The sequence below is a fragment of the Dyadobacter chenhuakuii genome (assembly GCF_023821985.2).
Taxonomy (GTDB): domain Bacteria; phylum Bacteroidota; class Bacteroidia; order Cytophagales; family Spirosomataceae; genus Dyadobacter; species Dyadobacter chenhuakuii.
Map to the genome: position 1 here is coordinate 1,614,248 of NZ_CP098805.1, position 17,885 is coordinate 1,632,132.

At 47.9% G+C, this 17,885-nt stretch carries 10 protein-coding genes; 9 read left to right on the forward strand and 1 reads right to left on the reverse strand.

Features of this window, described 5'->3' with window-relative positions; genetic code table 11:
* The first annotated feature begins 3 nt into the window (after window positions 1–3).
* From NFI80_RS06785 to NFI80_RS06825, 9 genes are all read left to right on the forward strand, one after another.
* Complete coding sequence (locus tag NFI80_RS06785; RefSeq protein WP_233798426.1) at window positions 4–2,004, forward strand: plastocyanin/azurin family copper-binding protein; 2,001 nt, start codon at window positions 4–6, stop codon at window positions 2,002–2,004.
* Window positions 2,005–2,193: 189 nt separating this feature from the next.
* Window positions 2,194–2,808, forward strand: coding sequence for an RNA polymerase sigma factor (locus NFI80_RS06790; RefSeq protein ID WP_233798427.1), 615 nt, complete (start codon window positions 2,194–2,196; stop codon window positions 2,806–2,808).
* Window positions 2,809–2,926: 118 nt separating this feature from the next.
* Window positions 2,927–4,033 (forward strand): FecR family protein, encoded by a 1,107-nt coding sequence (locus NFI80_RS06795; protein ID WP_235163708.1) that lies wholly within the window; start codon window positions 2,927–2,929, stop codon window positions 4,031–4,033.
* Window positions 4,034–4,126: 93 nt separating this feature from the next.
* Window positions 4,127–7,585, forward strand: coding sequence for a SusC/RagA family TonB-linked outer membrane protein (locus NFI80_RS06800; protein WP_235163707.1), 3,459 nt, complete (start codon window positions 4,127–4,129; stop codon window positions 7,583–7,585).
* 73 nt (window positions 7,586–7,658) lie between these two features.
* Window positions 7,659–9,185, forward strand: a complete 1,527-nt coding sequence (locus NFI80_RS06805; protein ID WP_235163706.1) for a SusD/RagB family nutrient-binding outer membrane lipoprotein — start codon at window positions 7,659–7,661, stop codon at window positions 9,183–9,185.
* Between the two features lie 27 nt (window positions 9,186–9,212).
* A complete protein-coding gene (locus NFI80_RS06810; RefSeq protein WP_235163705.1) occupies window positions 9,213–10,145 on the forward strand; it encodes an RraA family protein in 933 nt (310 codons plus the stop codon).
* Between the two features lie 38 nt (window positions 10,146–10,183).
* Complete coding sequence (locus tag NFI80_RS06815; protein ID WP_235158748.1) at window positions 10,184–11,668, forward strand: mandelate racemase/muconate lactonizing enzyme family protein; 1,485 nt, start codon at window positions 10,184–10,186, stop codon at window positions 11,666–11,668.
* Between the two features lie 92 nt (window positions 11,669–11,760).
* A complete protein-coding gene (locus NFI80_RS06820; RefSeq protein WP_235163704.1) occupies window positions 11,761–14,034 on the forward strand; it encodes a cation:proton antiporter in 2,274 nt (757 codons plus the stop codon).
* Window positions 14,035–14,073: 39 nt separating this feature from the next.
* The gene (locus NFI80_RS06825) at window positions 14,074–17,319 is read left to right on the forward strand and encodes a cyclic nucleotide-binding domain-containing protein (protein WP_235163703.1); all 3,246 of its coding nucleotides are present in this window, start codon (window positions 14,074–14,076) and stop codon (window positions 17,317–17,319) included.
* Here NFI80_RS06825 and NFI80_RS06830 read toward each other — a convergent pair.
* Window positions 17,314–17,883 carry an HD domain-containing protein gene (locus NFI80_RS06830; RefSeq protein ID WP_235163702.1) on the reverse strand — a complete coding sequence of 190 codons (570 nt, stop codon included), beginning with the start codon at window positions 17,881–17,883 and terminating at the stop codon, window positions 17,314–17,316. The two genes, NFI80_RS06825 and NFI80_RS06830, sit on opposite strands and share 6 nt — an antisense overlap.
* Window positions 17,884–17,885: the final 2 nt, after the last annotated feature.

Genomic DNA, 17,885 nt, shown 5'->3' on the forward strand with positions numbered 1-17,885 from the left:
TCAATGAAAAATATACTATTAACGACGCTGATTTCACTGGGATGTGTCTCGGCGTATGCGCAATCCAAGCAAAATAAAGAGGATGATTTTTACCGGATCATCACCATTCCAATTCCCGAGAACATTAAAATGGAAGTTGGCGGCATGCAAGTGCTTCCCGATGGCCGCCTTGCCACTTCTACGCGCCGCGGTGAAGTCTGGATGATCGGTAACCCCTATCTGAAAGGCGACGGACAGCCATCGTTCCACCGTTTCGCATCGGGCTTGCACGAGCCGTTGGGGCTTTTATATCGTGGAAAAGACTTTTTGATTTCCCAACGCGGAGAAGTTACGCGTCTGGTGGATACGGACAATGATGGCATTGCCGACGTTTATGATTCTTTTGCAAAATGGCCATTATCAGGCAATTATCACCAATATTCCTACGGCCCTGTGCCCATGCCTAATGGTGAGCTGCTGGTAACATTGAACCTCGACTGGGTAGGACGCGGTGCGAGCCAGTCTAAATGGAGAGGTTGGATGCTAAAATTGGGAGAAGATGGCAAATTGACCCCCTATGCAACAGGCCTGCGCTCCCCTTCCGGCTTCGGCTCGTACAAAGGCGATATTTTTTATACTGAAAACCAGGGCGACTGGGTTGGCTCCGGCCGTATGACGCATCTGGAAAAGGGCGATTTTGCAGGAAACCCGGCTGGTTTGCGCTGGAGCAAGGAAGAAGGTTCACCTGTGAAACTGACTCCTTCCGACGTCCCGAACACGGGCGAGCCACTTTATGATGTTGCCAAAAAACTGCCTGGCTTGAAGGCGCCGGCTGTTTGGTTCCCGCATACACTCGTGGGAATCTCCACTTCGGATTTCAAAGAAGATGTTACCAACGGCGCTTTCGGTCCTTTTGCCGGACAAATGTTCGTGGGGGATCAGGGACACAGCATTATTACACGCGTGGATCTGGAAAAAGTGAATGGCGTATGGCAGGGAACCGTTTTCCCTTTCCGTGAAGGGTTTATGTCCGGAATTTTACGGATGGAATGGGGATTGGATGGCTCTATGTTTGTAGGCCAGACGAGCCGTGGCTGGTCAGCAACCGGTAAGCAGGAATTCGGCATTCAGCGACTGGTATGGACAGGTAAGATGCCATTTGAAATGAAAAACGTGCGTTCTATGCCGGATGGTTTTGAAATTACATTCACAAGCCCGGTCGACAAAAAAGCGGCTGCGGACCAGGATGCTTACAAGCTCAACAGCTTCACTTACAAATACCACCAAACCTACGGCAGCCCGATCGTTAACACGCAGGAAGTGCCTTTGAAGGGAATTGTAGTTTCAGAAGATGGCTTGAAAGTGCGTTTGGTGCTTGATCCGGCCCTGCTTCGCAAGGGTTATATTCATGAAATCAAGGCGGAAGGCGTGAAAGGTGCGGATGGCAATTCATTGCTGCATGCAACCGGTTATTATACATTAAATGAAATTGCGTCGGGCAATCCGGTGAATGCATCGGCATTTACAACAACGGTTAAGGCGGCTGCGGTTGACCACAGTGCCCACACTGCTGCCAGTGCATCCGCAGAACCGGCTAATTCGGCACCGTCCGCAAAGCGTGTGGTGGAAATGCCTGCCAGCTGGACCAACGGCCCGGATCAGACGATTACGATCGGCACCGTTCCGGGATTGAAATTCGATATTTCTGAAATTCAAGTGAAAGCTGGGAGCCGTGTTAGAATTGTGTTTAATAACAACGACGATATGCTCCATAACCTGGTGATTACCAAGCCTGGAACTGCCAATGCGGTTGGTGAGGCAGGACTTAATCTGGGCTTGAAAGGCTCGGAATTGAACTACGTTCCCAGAACAAGCGACGTTCTGTTCCATAGCAACATTGTGGAGCCTGAAAAATCCGAAAGCATCTATTTTGTTGCGCCGAAACAGACTGGCACTTACCAGTATGTATGCACATTCCCAGGACATTACACATTAATGCAGGGTAAATTGAAAGTGACCAAGTAAGATTCAAATCCCGCGTAAATGGCTGTGTTGCACAGATTCCTGTTCAGCACAGCCATCTTTTTCCAAGTTCTTCCTCTCATTTTTTACTAAAATCACACTTCCTGAAATATTAAAAGAGAATAAAACTACGTGCGGCTTTCAATAGCATAATTCATTGAAATTTTAAAACAATGTTAATGGTCCAAAGTTTTGAATAACGAAGCAAACATATCAAACCTTTCTGACATTAATATCCAGCTCTGGCAGCGTTTCAAGGCTGGAGACTCTGCCGCATTGGGGCAGCTAGCTCAGGTGCATTACCGCGCTCTTTACAACTACTCCACCAAATTTTCATCTGATCCCGACTTCATCCGCGATTCCATCCAGGAACTATATCTCGAATTATGGGAACGCCGCGAGCATCTTTCAGAAACCGCATTTGTAAAATCCTATCTGCTCAAAGCACTGAGACACAAGCTGATCAAGGAAGGCATTCGTCTGAAACGCTTTCAGGAACCGGGTCAGGAATATTTTGATATTGTGCAGGATGATGCGCCTGTCGAGTCGCAGATCATTGCGGATGAAAGCGCTCACTCCCAGTCCAGTCACCTGCAACGCATTATTACGCTGCTCTCCAAAAGGCAGCAGGAAATCATTTACCTGCGCTTTTACCAAAACCTTGACAACGAAGACATTGCCCACATTATGGGTTTGGGACGTCAAAGCGTTTCCAATCTTTTGCACCGCACATTGAAAGATATCCGGCAGATATGGGCACCCGCGCAATTTGTATGGGCTTTATTTGTTTTAGCATCCCTTCTTTAAACCGCGCATTCACGCTTCTGAAAGCTATTTTATCACTATTTCAAAAAATATTTTCATTTTTTTGGTTATATCAACCCAAAAAACGGACATACATATTTAAAGACCTTACGCTTTATTTATGGGTTACCGCCATCATACGGTTGAAGACTTCGCCAGAGATGAAAGGTTCCGGAAATGGGTGATAGCCCCTACTCCGGAAATCACTGCATTCTGGCTTAAATGGATCGCTGAAAATCCGGATAAGGCCGCAGAAATCGGCATGGCGAAAGAACTCGTGCTGACTGTATCCGACATGTATCAGGATAACCTGAGCGATGAAATGCTGCAACATGAAATCGGAGAAATTTGCAGATTGGCCGAGCTTCAAAAAAATACACACAAGCACAAAAGCATTTATCACTTACTCGCAGAACCACTCTGGCGTGTCGCTGCCATTTTTGTGTTCGTGTCGGCAGTGGGTCTGTGGTTTTATAAAACGCATAATCGCCCGGATAGTCCTGTTCTGGTAAGCTCGAAAAGCAGCGCGGTTGACTCTATAATCGTGCAAAAAAATGCCACTGAAACGGAAATGACGGTTTTTCTGAGTGATAATAGCGTGGCAACATTGTCGCCGGGAAGCACGATATGTTACCCCGTCACATTTGCACACGGAGAAAGAAAAGTCGTTTTAACCGGCGAAGCATTCTTTGATGTGGCTAAAAATCCTGATCGTCCATTTTTAGTTTATACCAATGAAACCGTTACGAAAGTGTTGGGAACAAGCTTTCGGGTGAAGGCTTTGGATCGGGAAAATACGGTAATGGTGCTGGTCAGGACCGGTCGGGTGTCTGTTTACCCAAAAACAGAATATGAGACGCTGCAAAAGAAGCCGGATAAGAAGGTTTCAATGATTGTGCTCGATCCCAATCAACAGGCTGTGTTCAACCGGAAAGATAATAAGCTGCTAAAAGGAATGGTAATCAACCGGCAGCTGCTATCCGAGCTTTCGGTCCAGAAGGAGCTGATTTTCGATGATATGCCTGTGTCCCAGGTCTTTAAAGCTTTACAGGACATGTACGGTATTGTGATTGATTATGATCATGATATGCTCGCGAATTGCAGCATTAGTGCCCAGTTCAATGATGAAAACCTTAAACAGAGACTCAGTGCGATTTGCCAAGCAATTGACGCTGGTTATGAAATGGTGAACGGCAAAGTTGTCATCACCAGCAAAGGGTGCAACTAAACAAACATTGCTGATGCCATAGCCTGTGGCATCCTGCGCCCTCAGTGAATTTGTAGTGCCAATTTTTCAAGTACCAAACTAACCATTACACGTATGAAAAAACATCGACTCTTGTCCCGGCTGGTTTGCAGCGCGATGCGAATGTCACTTTACCAATTATTAATTGCCTTTATCTTCGCACACCTCTCGCTTGCGAGGGTTGTGGGCGCACAGGATATGCTGAACCAGAAGGTCACGATCCAGGTGAACAACCAGGAGATTAAGATGGTGCTCAACAAGTTGAATAAGCTCACGCAGGTCCGGTTTACGTATAATTCGGCGCTAATCCGCTCACAGCAAAAGGTTTCGATCAATGTAGTTGATAAAACGCTGGCGGACGTGCTCGACCAGCTTTTCAAGCCCGTTAATATTGCCTATAAGATTGAAGGTAAGCAGATTGTGCTGACCAAAGGCAATGCGGAACCTGGCAGTGTGATTCCAGGCATCACAGACAATCGTACTTCCATTGACCGGACCATTACGGGAAAAGTGTCTGACGAAAAAGGCCAGCCGCTTCCAGGTGTGAGCGTTGTGGTAAAGTCAACGAAAGTGGGCACTGCTACCAATACAGAAGGGACTTATCAACTAAGCGTTCCGGATGCGGGCGGCGTTTTGGTGTTCTCGTATGTGGGCTACGCGCCAGAAGAAGTGACCATTGGAAATCAGACCACTTATGATCTCTCCATGAAACCCGACGAACGCAATCTGGAAATGGTTGTCGTTACGGCTTTGGGTATAAAAAGGGATGCAAAAAAGCTGGGTTATTCCACTGCAACCGTTAATACAGAGGAACTTACAACAAACCGCACGACAAACCTGGGAAACAGCTTGCAGGGAAAAGTGGCCGGCTTGAATGTAACGCCGCCAGCAAGCGGACCGGGCGGATCAACAAAGATCCGTATCCGTGGTCAGTCATCTTTTGGTGGAAATAACTCGCCGCTGATCATTGTAAACGGCATTCCCATTAATAATAGCAGCGTTTCTGCGGGCGGATCGAACGGAAACGGAACGGGCAATCCCACTGGCGGTTCGTCAGATGCCGGCGACGGTTTGCAGAGCATTAACCAGGATGATATCGAATCCATGACCGTCTTGAAAGGTGCTGCGGCCGCTGCGCTTTACGGCTTCCGGGCTAAGGATGGAGCGATCATTATCACCACAAAGAGCGGAAGCAAGACAACTGGAATCGGCGTTGAGGTGAATTCCAATTTCCAGGCACAACAAGCACTGGACTACACCGATTTCCAATACGAATATGGTCAGGGCGAATTTGGAAAACGGCCCACATCAACCGCAGAGGCACAAAGCTCAGGCGTATTTGCATTCGGAGAAAGAATGGACGGCGCGCCTACCCCGCAATTCGACGGTAGCACACAGCCCTACTCGCCCAATAAAGACCGTATCAAAAACTTTTACCGCACCGGAACCAGCTTCACGAATTCGGTTGCCCTTTCGGGTGGGAATGAGAAGGGAAATTTCAGATTGTCATTTGCCAACACGGACGCAAACGCAATCATGCCAAATTCTGACTACCATAAAAAGATTTTTAACCTGGGTTTGAATTACAAATTCTCGGATAAGCTCTCGGCGCAATTGAATGCGAACTATTCGAATGAGCATAACAAGAATCCGCCCCAGATCGGGATCCAGGATATGAATGCGAATACGACCATTTACACGATGGCAACGAGCATTAATTCCGACTGGCTGAAAAACCGCAAGGATGCAAACGGAAATGAAATGCCACTGGCGCGTTTTACAAACCGGAATAATCCGTACTGGGTCGCATACGACCGCTTTGAGAATGTGCGCCGCGACCGGATTTTTGGAAACACATCCGTGCGATATGATTTTACAAGCTGGCTGTTTGTGCAGGGACGCGTTGGGCAGGACTATTACACCCGTCCATACAACTACAACCGTCCAACGGGAACGCGCTCGATCAGTGCCGTTACGACTGGATTTAATGGTTACTATTACCAGGATGTAGCCACATTCCGTGAGCGCAACCTGGACGTTCTGATCGGTGCAAACCGTACTTTCGGTGATTTTGGTATAGATATCACCCTCGGTGGCAACCAGATGCTACAAGTCAGCGACAACATCTCCACTGCGGTTACGAACTTCTACGTGCGGGATCTGTATACCATTGCCAACGGTCAGGTTAAAACGCCAAATTATGGATACAGCAAAAAGAAAGTAAACTCCATTTACGGCGCTGCCGAATTCTCGTTCAAAAACTTCCTTTACGTGAATGTCACCGGGCGTAACGACTGGTTTTCTACGCTGAACCCGGAGTCAAACAGTTACTTATATCCATCTGTCAGCGCGAGTTTCGTTTTCAGCCAGGCGTTTGCCAATGCACCTAACTGGCTGAATTATGGAAAGTTGCGCGCAGCTTATGCCGAAGTAGGTGGGGATACCGATCCCTATTCAAATAACCTCTATTATGGTATTAATGCAAACCCGTTCAACGGGACAGCGTTAGGCACTTTCCCGTCGACGGTGAGCCCGAATGCGAATTTGAGACCACTAAAAGTGAAAGAGACGGAGGTCGGTCTTGAAATGAAAACTTTCGATAACCGGCTGAACATTGATCTTTCATTATACCGAAAAAACACGGTTGACGAAATTCTGAATGTAGACATTTCAAATACTTCCGGATTCAGCCAGACCAAAGTGAACGTGGGTAAGCTGCGTAACCAGGGAGTTGAATTTTTGTTGACGATTGTTCCTGTGAAAACCGATGCTATTACCTGGGAAACCGGTTTCAACGGAAGCTATAACATTAGCAAAGTGATTGAGCTGGCAGCTGGTCAGCAGCGATTTGATGTAGGAACCGGCGAATTTTTTGGAATTGTTTCGCACGAAGTAGGCAAGCCATTGGCTTCGCTTCGCGGATTTGACTACAAAAGGGACGCGCAAGGCAGAATTATCACATCGGGCGGTCTGCCCCAGCAAGGCAACCTCACCACATTCGGAAGCGCTATACCGACATGGGTTGGCGCCTGGGTGAACACAATCAATGTGAAAGGATTACGGATAGGCACGCAGATCGATTTCAAGGCGGGTAATAAAATCCTTTCCAACTCCAACCTTAATTTCCTGCGTGAAGGTTTGTCCAAATCATCCTTAGCCGGACGTGAAGGCGGTGTATTGCTTGAAAGCGTAAAAGCAGATGGTGCCCCGAATGATACGAAAGTGGAAGCAGAGCAGTTTTACACGGCATACAGGAGTACCAACCTGGCATCACCATTTGTTTACAATGGCGCGTTTGTGCGGTGGAGGTCTATCACGATCGGCTACGATCTGTCACGATTTGTGAAAGAAAAAACTTTCATAAAAGGACTGACGATTTCTGCCATGTGTAACAATGTGCTGATGATCAAAAAATACATTGACAACCTCGATCCTGAGGCCCAGGTGTCTTCCTCTGACAATTTACAAGGCATTGAAACCCACACGCTTCCAACCACCAGAAGCTACGGTCTCAACTTAAACTTGAAATTGTAAAGGAATGCTAACAAACCGACCATTCACTCATTCACTCATCGCCCGGCGACCCGGTCACTCATTCAAAATTAATATGAAACATCTACCCAAATATCTAATCATCCTCACCCTCCTTGCAACTTCCTGCGACAAGGGTTTTGAAGAGGTTAACGTAAATCCGGTGCAGGCTACCAGCCTCGACCCGATCTATTTTTTCTCCAATGCTGAATTTTCTTCTGCCATTGCAACGCATAACTATCAAATGCAAATTGTTCAGCAGATCAATACGCCCTTTACCGGTGTCGTTGAAGGCGGAAATCATAATGTCGTTTCTGATCCCAATTCGAACGCCAATTTCAATTCGCTATACCTGCAAAATGGCCCTGTAAACCTGTTGACGACAGTTATTTCGCAAACCAAGGACGATGCGGCCAGGAGTAATTTGTACAACATGTCCCGAATCTGGAAGGCGTATGTATTTATGGTTTTGGTTGATACATACGGCGACGTACCCTATTTCCAAGCGGGAAAAGCATTTCTGGAAGGTATCAATTTGCCGAAATATGATGATCAAAAACTGATTTACGAAGATATCCTAAAAGAACTGACAGAGGGAACAAAGGCGCTCGACGCTACAAAACCCATCGAAAGCGGAGACCTGTTCTTTAAAGGCAACATTGCACAATGGAAAAAACTTGGCAATTCGCTATTGCTTCGTGCTGCCATGCGTTACACAAAACTGGATCCTGCCAAAGCGAAGCAATTTGTTGCCATCGCCGTTGATCCGGCCAACGGAGGCTTGCAAGATTCTAATGCAGATAATGCCTATATCGCGTTTAACAGCACATTCAATCATCCGCTTGCCGGCTATTTTCAGGGAACCGAGCGTGGTAATGTGTATATGGGCAAGGCATTTATCGATTATCTCAAAACAACTGCCGACCCACGCCTCAAAGTGATCGCCGTGAAGTACGAAGCGCCCGGCAACCCGATCGCTACTGCTGGCGCAGAAGATACCAACCCAGCCAACCAGGAAGGAATGCCGTATGGTTACAACGAATCAACCATCACAAGCGTGGCCGGATTTCCGGGGAAAATCGGCTCTGCATTTAAATACTCACAGATTAATCGCAGAACGGTCGGGAAAATTGACGCACCCGAGTTCTTTATCACCTGTTCCCAAACTTCGCTTCTCTTAGCGGAAGCTGTGCAGCGTGGCTGGGCAACGGGCAATGTAAAAGCACTTTATGAGGCTGGTGTAAAGGCTCACATGGCGCAAATGGCAACTTATGATGTGTCCGCAACAATTCCCGAGGCTGCCCAGACCGCGTATCTGACTGCCAACCCATTCGTTCCGGCAAAAGCTTTGGAGCAGATCAATTCGCAATATTGGGTTTCCTCTTTCCTGAATGGCTCAGAGGCGTGGGCTAATTTCCGCAGAAGCGGTTTTCCTGTCTTGCCCATCAATATGTACCCTGGCAAAGATCCATCGGTAAAAGACTTTATCAAAAGACTGGTTTACCCGGTGCGCGAACGTTCGGTGAATGAAGCTAACTACAAAGAAGCAGTAGCAAGAATGGGCCCTGACGAGCTTGGAACGCCAATTTTTTGGGACAAATAAAATTACTAACCCTTAATTTTTTTACTTATGCTAAAACAAAACCTGCTTGCGGGAGCGCTTGTGCTGTTTGGTCTTACAGCCACGGCGCAAGCTATCTCACCCACTCCCGATCAGATCAAAGCCTACACGTCGGCGTGGAAGGGCGAGCGATCCCCGGACGGCCGCCCAAAAGTGTCCGATGCGATCCTGGCCAGATTGAAAAACATTTCCATGGAAGAAGCCTGGGGCGTGTTACGTAACAAAGGTTATCACAACCAGTTTGAAGGCGAATGGCAGCTGATCTATCCCGACAGCGCCATGACCGGCCGCGTCGTAACCGCCCAATATGTTCCCTCCCGCCCCGATTTGGAGGCCTTAGTAAAGGAAACGGGCAAAAAGGAAGGCCGCGTACAAACGGGCGGCACCAATTCCTGGCCTATTGATGTGCTCAAAGACGGTGACGTTTACGTAGCGGACGGCTATGGCAAAATCGCTGACGGAACATTGATCGGTGATAATCTGGGGAATTCCATTTATGCTAAGTCCAAACGCGGCGTCATTTTCTACGGCTCGGTGCGTGACGTGGAAGGATTGAGTGAGATTAAAGGCTTCAATGCCTGGATGAAGGGCCAGGACCCGTCTTATATTCAGCAAATGATGCTTACTAACATTAATACGCCCATCCGCATCGGTCGTGCTATTGTACTGCCTGGTGATGTGGTTTTAGCTAGAAAGTATGGGACGATCTTCATTCCGGCCCACCTGGCGGAGGAGCTCGTGCTAACCTCCGAGGTTACTGCGCTGCGTGATGAATTTGGACATTTAAGGCTCAAAGAAGGAAAATATACGCCTGGTGAAATTGACACAAAATGGTCTGCTGCAATCCAGAAGGACTTTTTGAACTGGGTCAACAACTATCCGGGCAAACTGCCTATGACCAAGAAGGAATTGGACGATTATCTCAAAGAAAGGAATTACTAAGGGCGATTGCCAAATTGCTAACTTCTAAACCAATACTTATGAAAAGCATTTTAACAGACATTATTGCTTCTAACAAAAAAGTTGAACAAGCTGAAAAAGTCGCCGCAGCTGCCGAGATCAGTAATCCCACCACCAAAGACAGCCGCCGGAATTTTCTGAGGAAAACAGCCGTTGGGGGGATAGCCTTGGGCGGCTTTATGTCCATGTCAACCGAAGACACCATTGCACAGGCCACTTCAAAGGTCAATCGCGCTTCGAAACCATCCGAACTGAAAATAACCGATTTACGCTACTGCATTGTTCAGAATGTTGGCCGCACACCCATTATCCGCATTGATACGAATCAGGGAATTTATGGTTTGGGAGAAGTGCGCGACGGTGCGGACGAGCGTTATGCATTGTTTTTGAAAAGTCATTTGTTAGGTCAGAATCCCTGCAATGTAGAGCAGCTTTTCAAATCGATCAAACAGTTTGGTTACCATGGTCGCCAGGCAGGCGGCGTCTGCGGCGTTGAAATGGCGCTCTGGGACCTTTGCGGAAAGGCTTATAATGTGCCCTGCTGGCAGCTCCTGGGCGGTCGTTACCGGGATAAGGTGCGGCTTTACGCAGATACTCCGGAATCCAATGACATCAATGAATTCAAAGAAAAGATCAAATTCAGAACGCAGGATCAGGGCTATACCTGGCTGAAAATGGACGTTTCCATCGGCATGTTGCGGAACAGTGAAAACAGCGTTGTGAACAATAAGGTGTGGGGCGGCGGATTTTCCCAGTGGGCAGGCGATTATCATTCCTATGCCAACACAAAACACCCGTTTACAGCGATCCAGATCACGCCGAAAGGCCTGGATGAAATGGCCAGGGTCGTGGAAGATGTGCGTAGCGTTGTAGGTTACGAAATCCCGCTCTCCACAGACCATTATGGCCATTTTGACCTCAATAACGGCATTCGGCTGGGTAAGGCGCTGGACAAATACCGCCTTGCCTGGCTGGAAGATATGGTGCCCTGGGAATATACGGACCAGTGGAAAACCATTTCCGACGCTTTGGAAACCCCGACATTAACCGGCGAAGACATTTACCTGAAAGAAGGTTTCAAAGCATTGATCGAAAAACGGGCCGTGGACATTGTGCACCCGGACCTGGCTTCGTCGGGCGGTTTGCTGGAAACCAAGCGCATCGGAGACTATGCCGAAGACAATGGCATTGCAATGGCCATGCACTTTGCGGGCACACCGGTGAGCTTCATGGCCAATGTGCATTGTGCAGCCGCCACGCAGAACTTCCTGGCACTGGAACACCATTCGGTGGATGTGCCCTGGTGGGAAAGCCTGGTGAAGACAACGGACGGTCGCAAACTGATTGACAAAGGCTATGCACCTGTGCCGCTGGAAGCGCCCGGACTTGGTATTGAACTGAACGAAGAAGAAGTTAAAAAACACCTGAATCCGAAGGACAAAAGCTTCTTCGCCCCTACGCCGGACTGGAACGACAAGCGCTCTCACGACCGCTTATGGAGCTGAAAATCTAAATACGGGTTTCCATTCTTAACAGTCTGGAAACCCGCATTCAGCATTTATTCGCTATTTTGCGTGCTTTACACTCATTACTGACAATGAAGAGCATTCGCAATATACTTTTCTACACAATTACAATTGGTGCCTTTTCCGCTTTGCTTTACTTCTTTATCCGGCAAGGCCAAACCCTGGAAAAAGCAGACTTACTAGCCAACAACCCAGCCTCCACAGCGTCGTCCTGGGACCAGTTTACAGACACTTTCAGTCATAACCTGACACACCCGCTCGCTACCCTGCTTTTGCAGATCATTACGATCATCCTGGTCGCGCGGATTTTTGGCTGGATCTGTAAATCCATCGGGCAACCTACTGTTATTGGTGAAATAGCCGCTGGTATTTTCCTCGGCCCGTCGTTGCTCGGCATGTATTTTCCCGAGTTCTCTACATTTCTGTTTCCTACGCAATCGCTGGGTAACTTGCAGTTCCTGAGCCAGGTGGGGCTGATCCTTTTCATGTTTATCATTGGCATGGAGCTGGACCTTAAAGTCCTCAAAACCAAGGCACAGGAAGCGGTCGTGATCAGTCATGCGAGCATAATCCTGCCATTTGCGCTCGGTGTAGGGCTTGCATTTTATTTATATCAACAATTTGCCCCGGACGGCATCAGCTTCCTATCCTTCTCCCTTTTTATTGGTATAGCGCTCAGTGTCACGGCCTTTCCGGTTCTGGCCAGAATTGTTCAGGAGCGTGGGCTTTCACGTACGAAGCTCGGCATGATGGTAATCACTTGCGCTGCCACCGACGACATTACCGCATGGTGTATTCTGGCCGCCGTAATCGCTATTGTCAAAGCAGGTGATTTTGTGAGCTCCATATATACAATTCTTCTGGCGGCTGCCTATGTCCTTTTCATGCTGAAAGTGCTGAAACCCATTCTGAAACGCTTGGGTGACCATTACTCCTACCGCGAAGGATTGACGAAACCGGTGGTCGGTTTGTTTTTTCTTGTATTAATATTTTCTTCCTACTGCACCGAGGTCATCGGCATTCACGCCTTGTTCGGAGCATTTATGGCTGGGGTGATCATGCCTGCGAACCAGAGCTTCCGGAATCTGTTCATCGAAAAAGTGGAGGACGTTTCCCTGGTCTTGCTGTTGCCGTTATTCTTCGTTTTTACGGGTTTGCGGACGCAGATCGGCCTGCTGAATGATCCTTACCTCTGGCAAATCACGGGATTGATCATCCTCCTGGCGACAACCGGAAAGTTTATCGGAAGTGCTGTTGCGGCGCGTTTTGTAAACCAATCCTGGCGTGACAGCTTAATTATCGGTTCCCTCATGAACACCCGCGGGCTTATGGAGCTTGTTGTACTGAACATTGGCTATGATATCGGCGTGCTGTCGCCAGAAATCTTTGCGATGATGGTCATTATGGCTCTTGCAACTACTTGTATGACCGGTCCTGCCCTGGACCTGATCGACCGTTTCCTGCCTGAAAATAAATCAGAGGCGTTGGAAACAGCCATCGAAGAATCCAGATTTTCCATTCTGATCGCATTTGCAAGTCCCCAGGGAGGACGAAAAATGATGCGCATTGCCTATCATTTTATTCAAAAACAACTTCAATCACACCACATAACAGCATTGCACCTTTCACCGAGCAGTTACCTGAACCAGGTGAACACAGAAGAATATCAGCGGGAAACATTCCGGCCCATTACCGAAGAAGCGGCCAGTCTGGGTGCAACATTAGCAACGGTGCTGAAACCATCGCAGGACATCGAGCACGACATTATCGAAACTGCCAATGGCGGAGACTATGACATGCTGATGATCGGAATCGGACGCAATGTTTTCGAAGGCACATTTTTAGGTAAAATCCTGGGTTTCACTTCCAGGATGATCAATAGGGAAAGGCTTTTTGACACCATTACGGGCAAGGAAAAACTCTTCCACTCGGGTGTTTTTGACGAACGCACGACGCACATTATCAAGTCCGTGAAGATTCCGGTCGGCATTTTCATCGAGAATAAGCTCGAAAGGGCTGACAATATATTTGTGCCGATCTTCTCACCGGATGACAAGGTTTTGTTCCAATATGTAAGAAAGCTTGTGTTGCACGAAAATGTGAAGCTTACCATCATGGATCCCACCAATGCTGCCAGCCAATCGCCTGATATCCAGGCTGAGCTGGATGCCATAAACGGACTTGGTAACGACCGGGTTACGCTGTATAACGAGAATGTCCTGGAAAAGGATTTCCTGCTTGAAAAAGACGTGATGATTATCAGTCTGGAAAGCTGGAAAAAGGCCGTTGAGTCGCATAGCCTTTGGTTATCGCACTGCCCATCCGTTTTGATCGTGCGGGGATAAGTGTTTAATTTACATAAGCGACGACAGCATTCCGAACATATGATATCCCAGATTAAAAATAGCAAGATTTTCAGTTCCATCAATCCCCAGACGATCCTTTTCTTCTTTCACAATTTCTTTATCAATGTTGGAACAACGCTGGTTTACGTTTCGGCCAACGTTCTTCTGCTCGAAAATCATCCCGAATATTCCCTGCCCATCGCCTATGTAGCAGCAGCACTTGCGGTTATGGCGGCGGGGAAAGTGTACGAATACTTTGAGCACCATTTGCTTCTGAAAAGGTTGAGCCTGGGTACGATGCTGTCGTCACTGTTGATGGTCCTGGTGGTAATGGGCCTGCTCTGGGCGGGTCATGGCATTGCTACCGCAATTGCCATTATGGTGGGTTACCGGATCATTTACCTGCTCATTAACCTGGAATTCTGGGGCTTATCTGCATTGGTTTTTGATGTACGCCAAAGCAAAAGGCTGTTCAGCGTCATCGGATCGGGCGATATGCCTGCTAAGGCGCTGGGTGCTGTTCTGGCCGTTCTGATCCATTCTCCGTCTGTTTTAATGATCCTGCTGGTCATTTCGCTCGTATTTTTTGCCCTCGCATTTTACACCCAGATCCTGACTTTCCGGTTCACCGAAATCCCGAATCCGCACCACGCGAGGCCAAGACAAATCACCGCCTCGGACTCCAGGATCATTGAAAAATACTTTGGCGGAAATAAGCTCCTTACGTCACTTTGTCTGGGTATGGTGTTCGTTGCGGCAGCCGCGACCTGGATTGAGTATCATTTCTTTGTGAATGTCAAATATAAATTCCACAGCCAGCACGATGTGATCGTGTTCGTGGGAACGCTGCTCGCAGCCACTTATATCATTGCTACATTTGTAAAATTGATTTTCTCGGGTAAAACGGTGGAACGGTTCGGGGTTAGGCTTACGCTGTTCCTGTTGCCGCTGACGACCATTGTTATCTCGCTCGGCCTGCTCATATCGTCATATTTCAGAAAGGACGAGCCTTCGCTGCTGGTGTATTATTGTGCCGCTTACCTGTTGTTTGAACTGGTGCGAAGAACCATTTTCGACCCTGTTTTCCTGGTGTTGTTTCAGCCGCTTTCCACCAAGACCCGCTTGAAGGGACATACATTGGCGAAGGGGCTGTTTGAGCCATTGGGTATGCTCATTGCCGGCGCATTGCTATGGATCATTTACACGCAGAAGCTTAGCAATATCAGCCTCACATTCGACCTTTCCCTCCTATTCGCGGTGGCGGCGCTGATCATATTCCGCAAAGCTTATGGGCATTACATTCAGGAGTTGAAAAGCGCGATCAGCAAGCGTTTCATCCGCAGCGGCGAAATGGCTTCACCGTCGGAAGCATTGCCCATTATTACTGAAAACTTAAAGAGCGACAGGAAAGAGGAAGTGCTAAATGCGATTGACTGGCTTGCCCGGAACAAGGAATCTGTCTTCCGTAAGAATGTAGATTCCCTATTGAAAAATCCGTTTACTGCTGTTCGCCTGAAAACATTACAAACGCTTGCCGGACTTGAAAAACCGGAGCTCTCGGAGACGTTTTTAAAATACATTGAGACTGAACCTGACACAGCTTGCCAGACACTGGCCGTCAGGATTGCAGCATCCAAATCGCAGCTTACCGAAGAGCAGCTGGCGCGCTTCCTGGCGCATGAAGATCTGGACATTGTGAAGGGGTCGATCCTGGGAAGCTGGGAGGCCGGAAAAGCATTGCCGCTGATCCATGGCACATTGCGTCGACTGTTTCTTTCGGAGGATGAACACGCACAACTGGTGGCGTTGGACTGTGTCAAAATTACGGGTCTGAAAGCACATGAAGAGTATGTCAAAATGTGCCTGCGGAGTGGGTCGGAAAAGGTTCGGAACTATGCTTTGGAAGTAGCTGCAACTGTGGGTTCCCCGCAACTTTTACGTGAATTGAAGCCATCGCTTACTGGCTCTCTCAACCGGCAAACCGTTGCGTCGCTTATCAAATCCGGCGACTCGGGCATTGGTATTGTGGAGGAATGGCTGCAAAATGATCCTTCCCGCGAGCGTATGCAAACGCTCATTAAGGTGGCCGAAAAAACGAAACACGAATTTATACTTCAAATACTTTTTAAACTTATTAAAAATATTTACCATAATATAAATTTATTTAATTCAGAAAGTTCAATACATTCTAATTATTTAGATACTTATATTCACCGGGACGCATTGAAAGCATTGACAAATTATTCGTTAATGGCTGATTATAAGCACATTATTTCTGAATTTGTAGAAAAAGAACTATTTCACGCCTCCATGCTCCTGAACGGGATGGATGAGCAGGAAGCGGATGAACGCTGGAATAACACCCTGGATTACGAACTGGAACTGACAAGCCAGCGCCTTTTTTACCTTTTCATGATGCAGTACGATAAGGACGCTGTGCAAAATGCCTGGAAGGGAATCCGGCATGCGTCCCGCGAGAAGCGGGCCAATTCTCTCGAAATGATCGAGAGCCTTTTGCCGCGCATGCTGTATCCATCGCTGCACGCATTGTTTGAAAATATCCCTATTCAAAAGAAACGGGAAGCTTTGCGCCAGTACATGGGCAACCAGGAATCTGACGTATCATTAGTACCTTACATTCTTACCCAGAAAGAAAAATTATTTACCGAATGGACCATTGCGCTGGCGATTAACAAGAGCCATACGGACAACGAAATCGCGCTCATCGGAAGCTTCACCAGCCACACTTCCCGGCTCATCAGGGATGCGGCGCGGTTGAAATTGGGCGTATCGAATACACAAGCCACAGGCCTTAATCTCACAACAACAACCATGAAACACGCAGAAACTTCACAGCAAATTTCGGAAATGGAGCGAGTGATTGTTTTAAAAAACACCCAACTTTTCGCCCAGACCCCCGAGAATGTCCTGAGCTCCATTGCGCCGATCATGAAGGAAATCACTTACAGCGACGGGCAGCAAATTTTTGCAAAAGGAGATCCCGGCGATTCCATGTACATTATATATACGGGGCAAATCGGGATTTACGACGGCAAGAAGCAGCTTGCATTATTTGATAAGGGAGAGATTTTCGGCGAGCTCGCGTTGCTCGATACGGAGCCCAGATCTGCGACAACAATTGCTGAAACGGACACACTCGTTTTCCGCATTGATCAGGAAGATTTCTTTGAACTGATGGAAGAGCGTGATGAGATCCTGAGAAATGTGCTGCGTATCCTTTGCCAGCGGATCCGCGTGCAGAACGAGAAAATGCGGCTGCTATAACAAGGTTTTCAAGCGCTCCTGCTTGGGAATGTCCCGAAGGCGCCGTGCCGATTCTGTCCAGTAAGCATGACCGCTAATGAATGTTTTTTGTAAAGCATTCCATGATTCCATGTCGGAAACCATATCACGGACTTTGAGCTCCCGATACAATGTTTCGGCGATCTGCTCGAAGTCTGCGCGGCCGAGATAATCCAGGTCCGCGTCACAAATGATCTTTTCTAAATGTGTTTTCGGGCTCTGCGGGATCCGGGTGGCCATGATCATGCCACAAATGACTTCGATTTGATCCGCATTGTAACCGAAGCGGGTCAGCGACTGGTGCACAATGTCACATCCGGCCTCCTCATGGCCGTGGTAGGTGACCATAAATCCTGAATCGTGGTACAAAGCTGCTGTTCTGAGCAGGTCAAGTGCTTCGGGATCGGTTATGCCTTCAAGCCTGGCGAGGTGCAATGCTGCATTCGTGACGTCCAGCGTGTGGTGCAGGCCGTGATAATACAATGTGTCGGGTAATTTCCGGCGAAACTGGTCAACGATGTAAATTTCTGCTTCCTGAACATTCATGG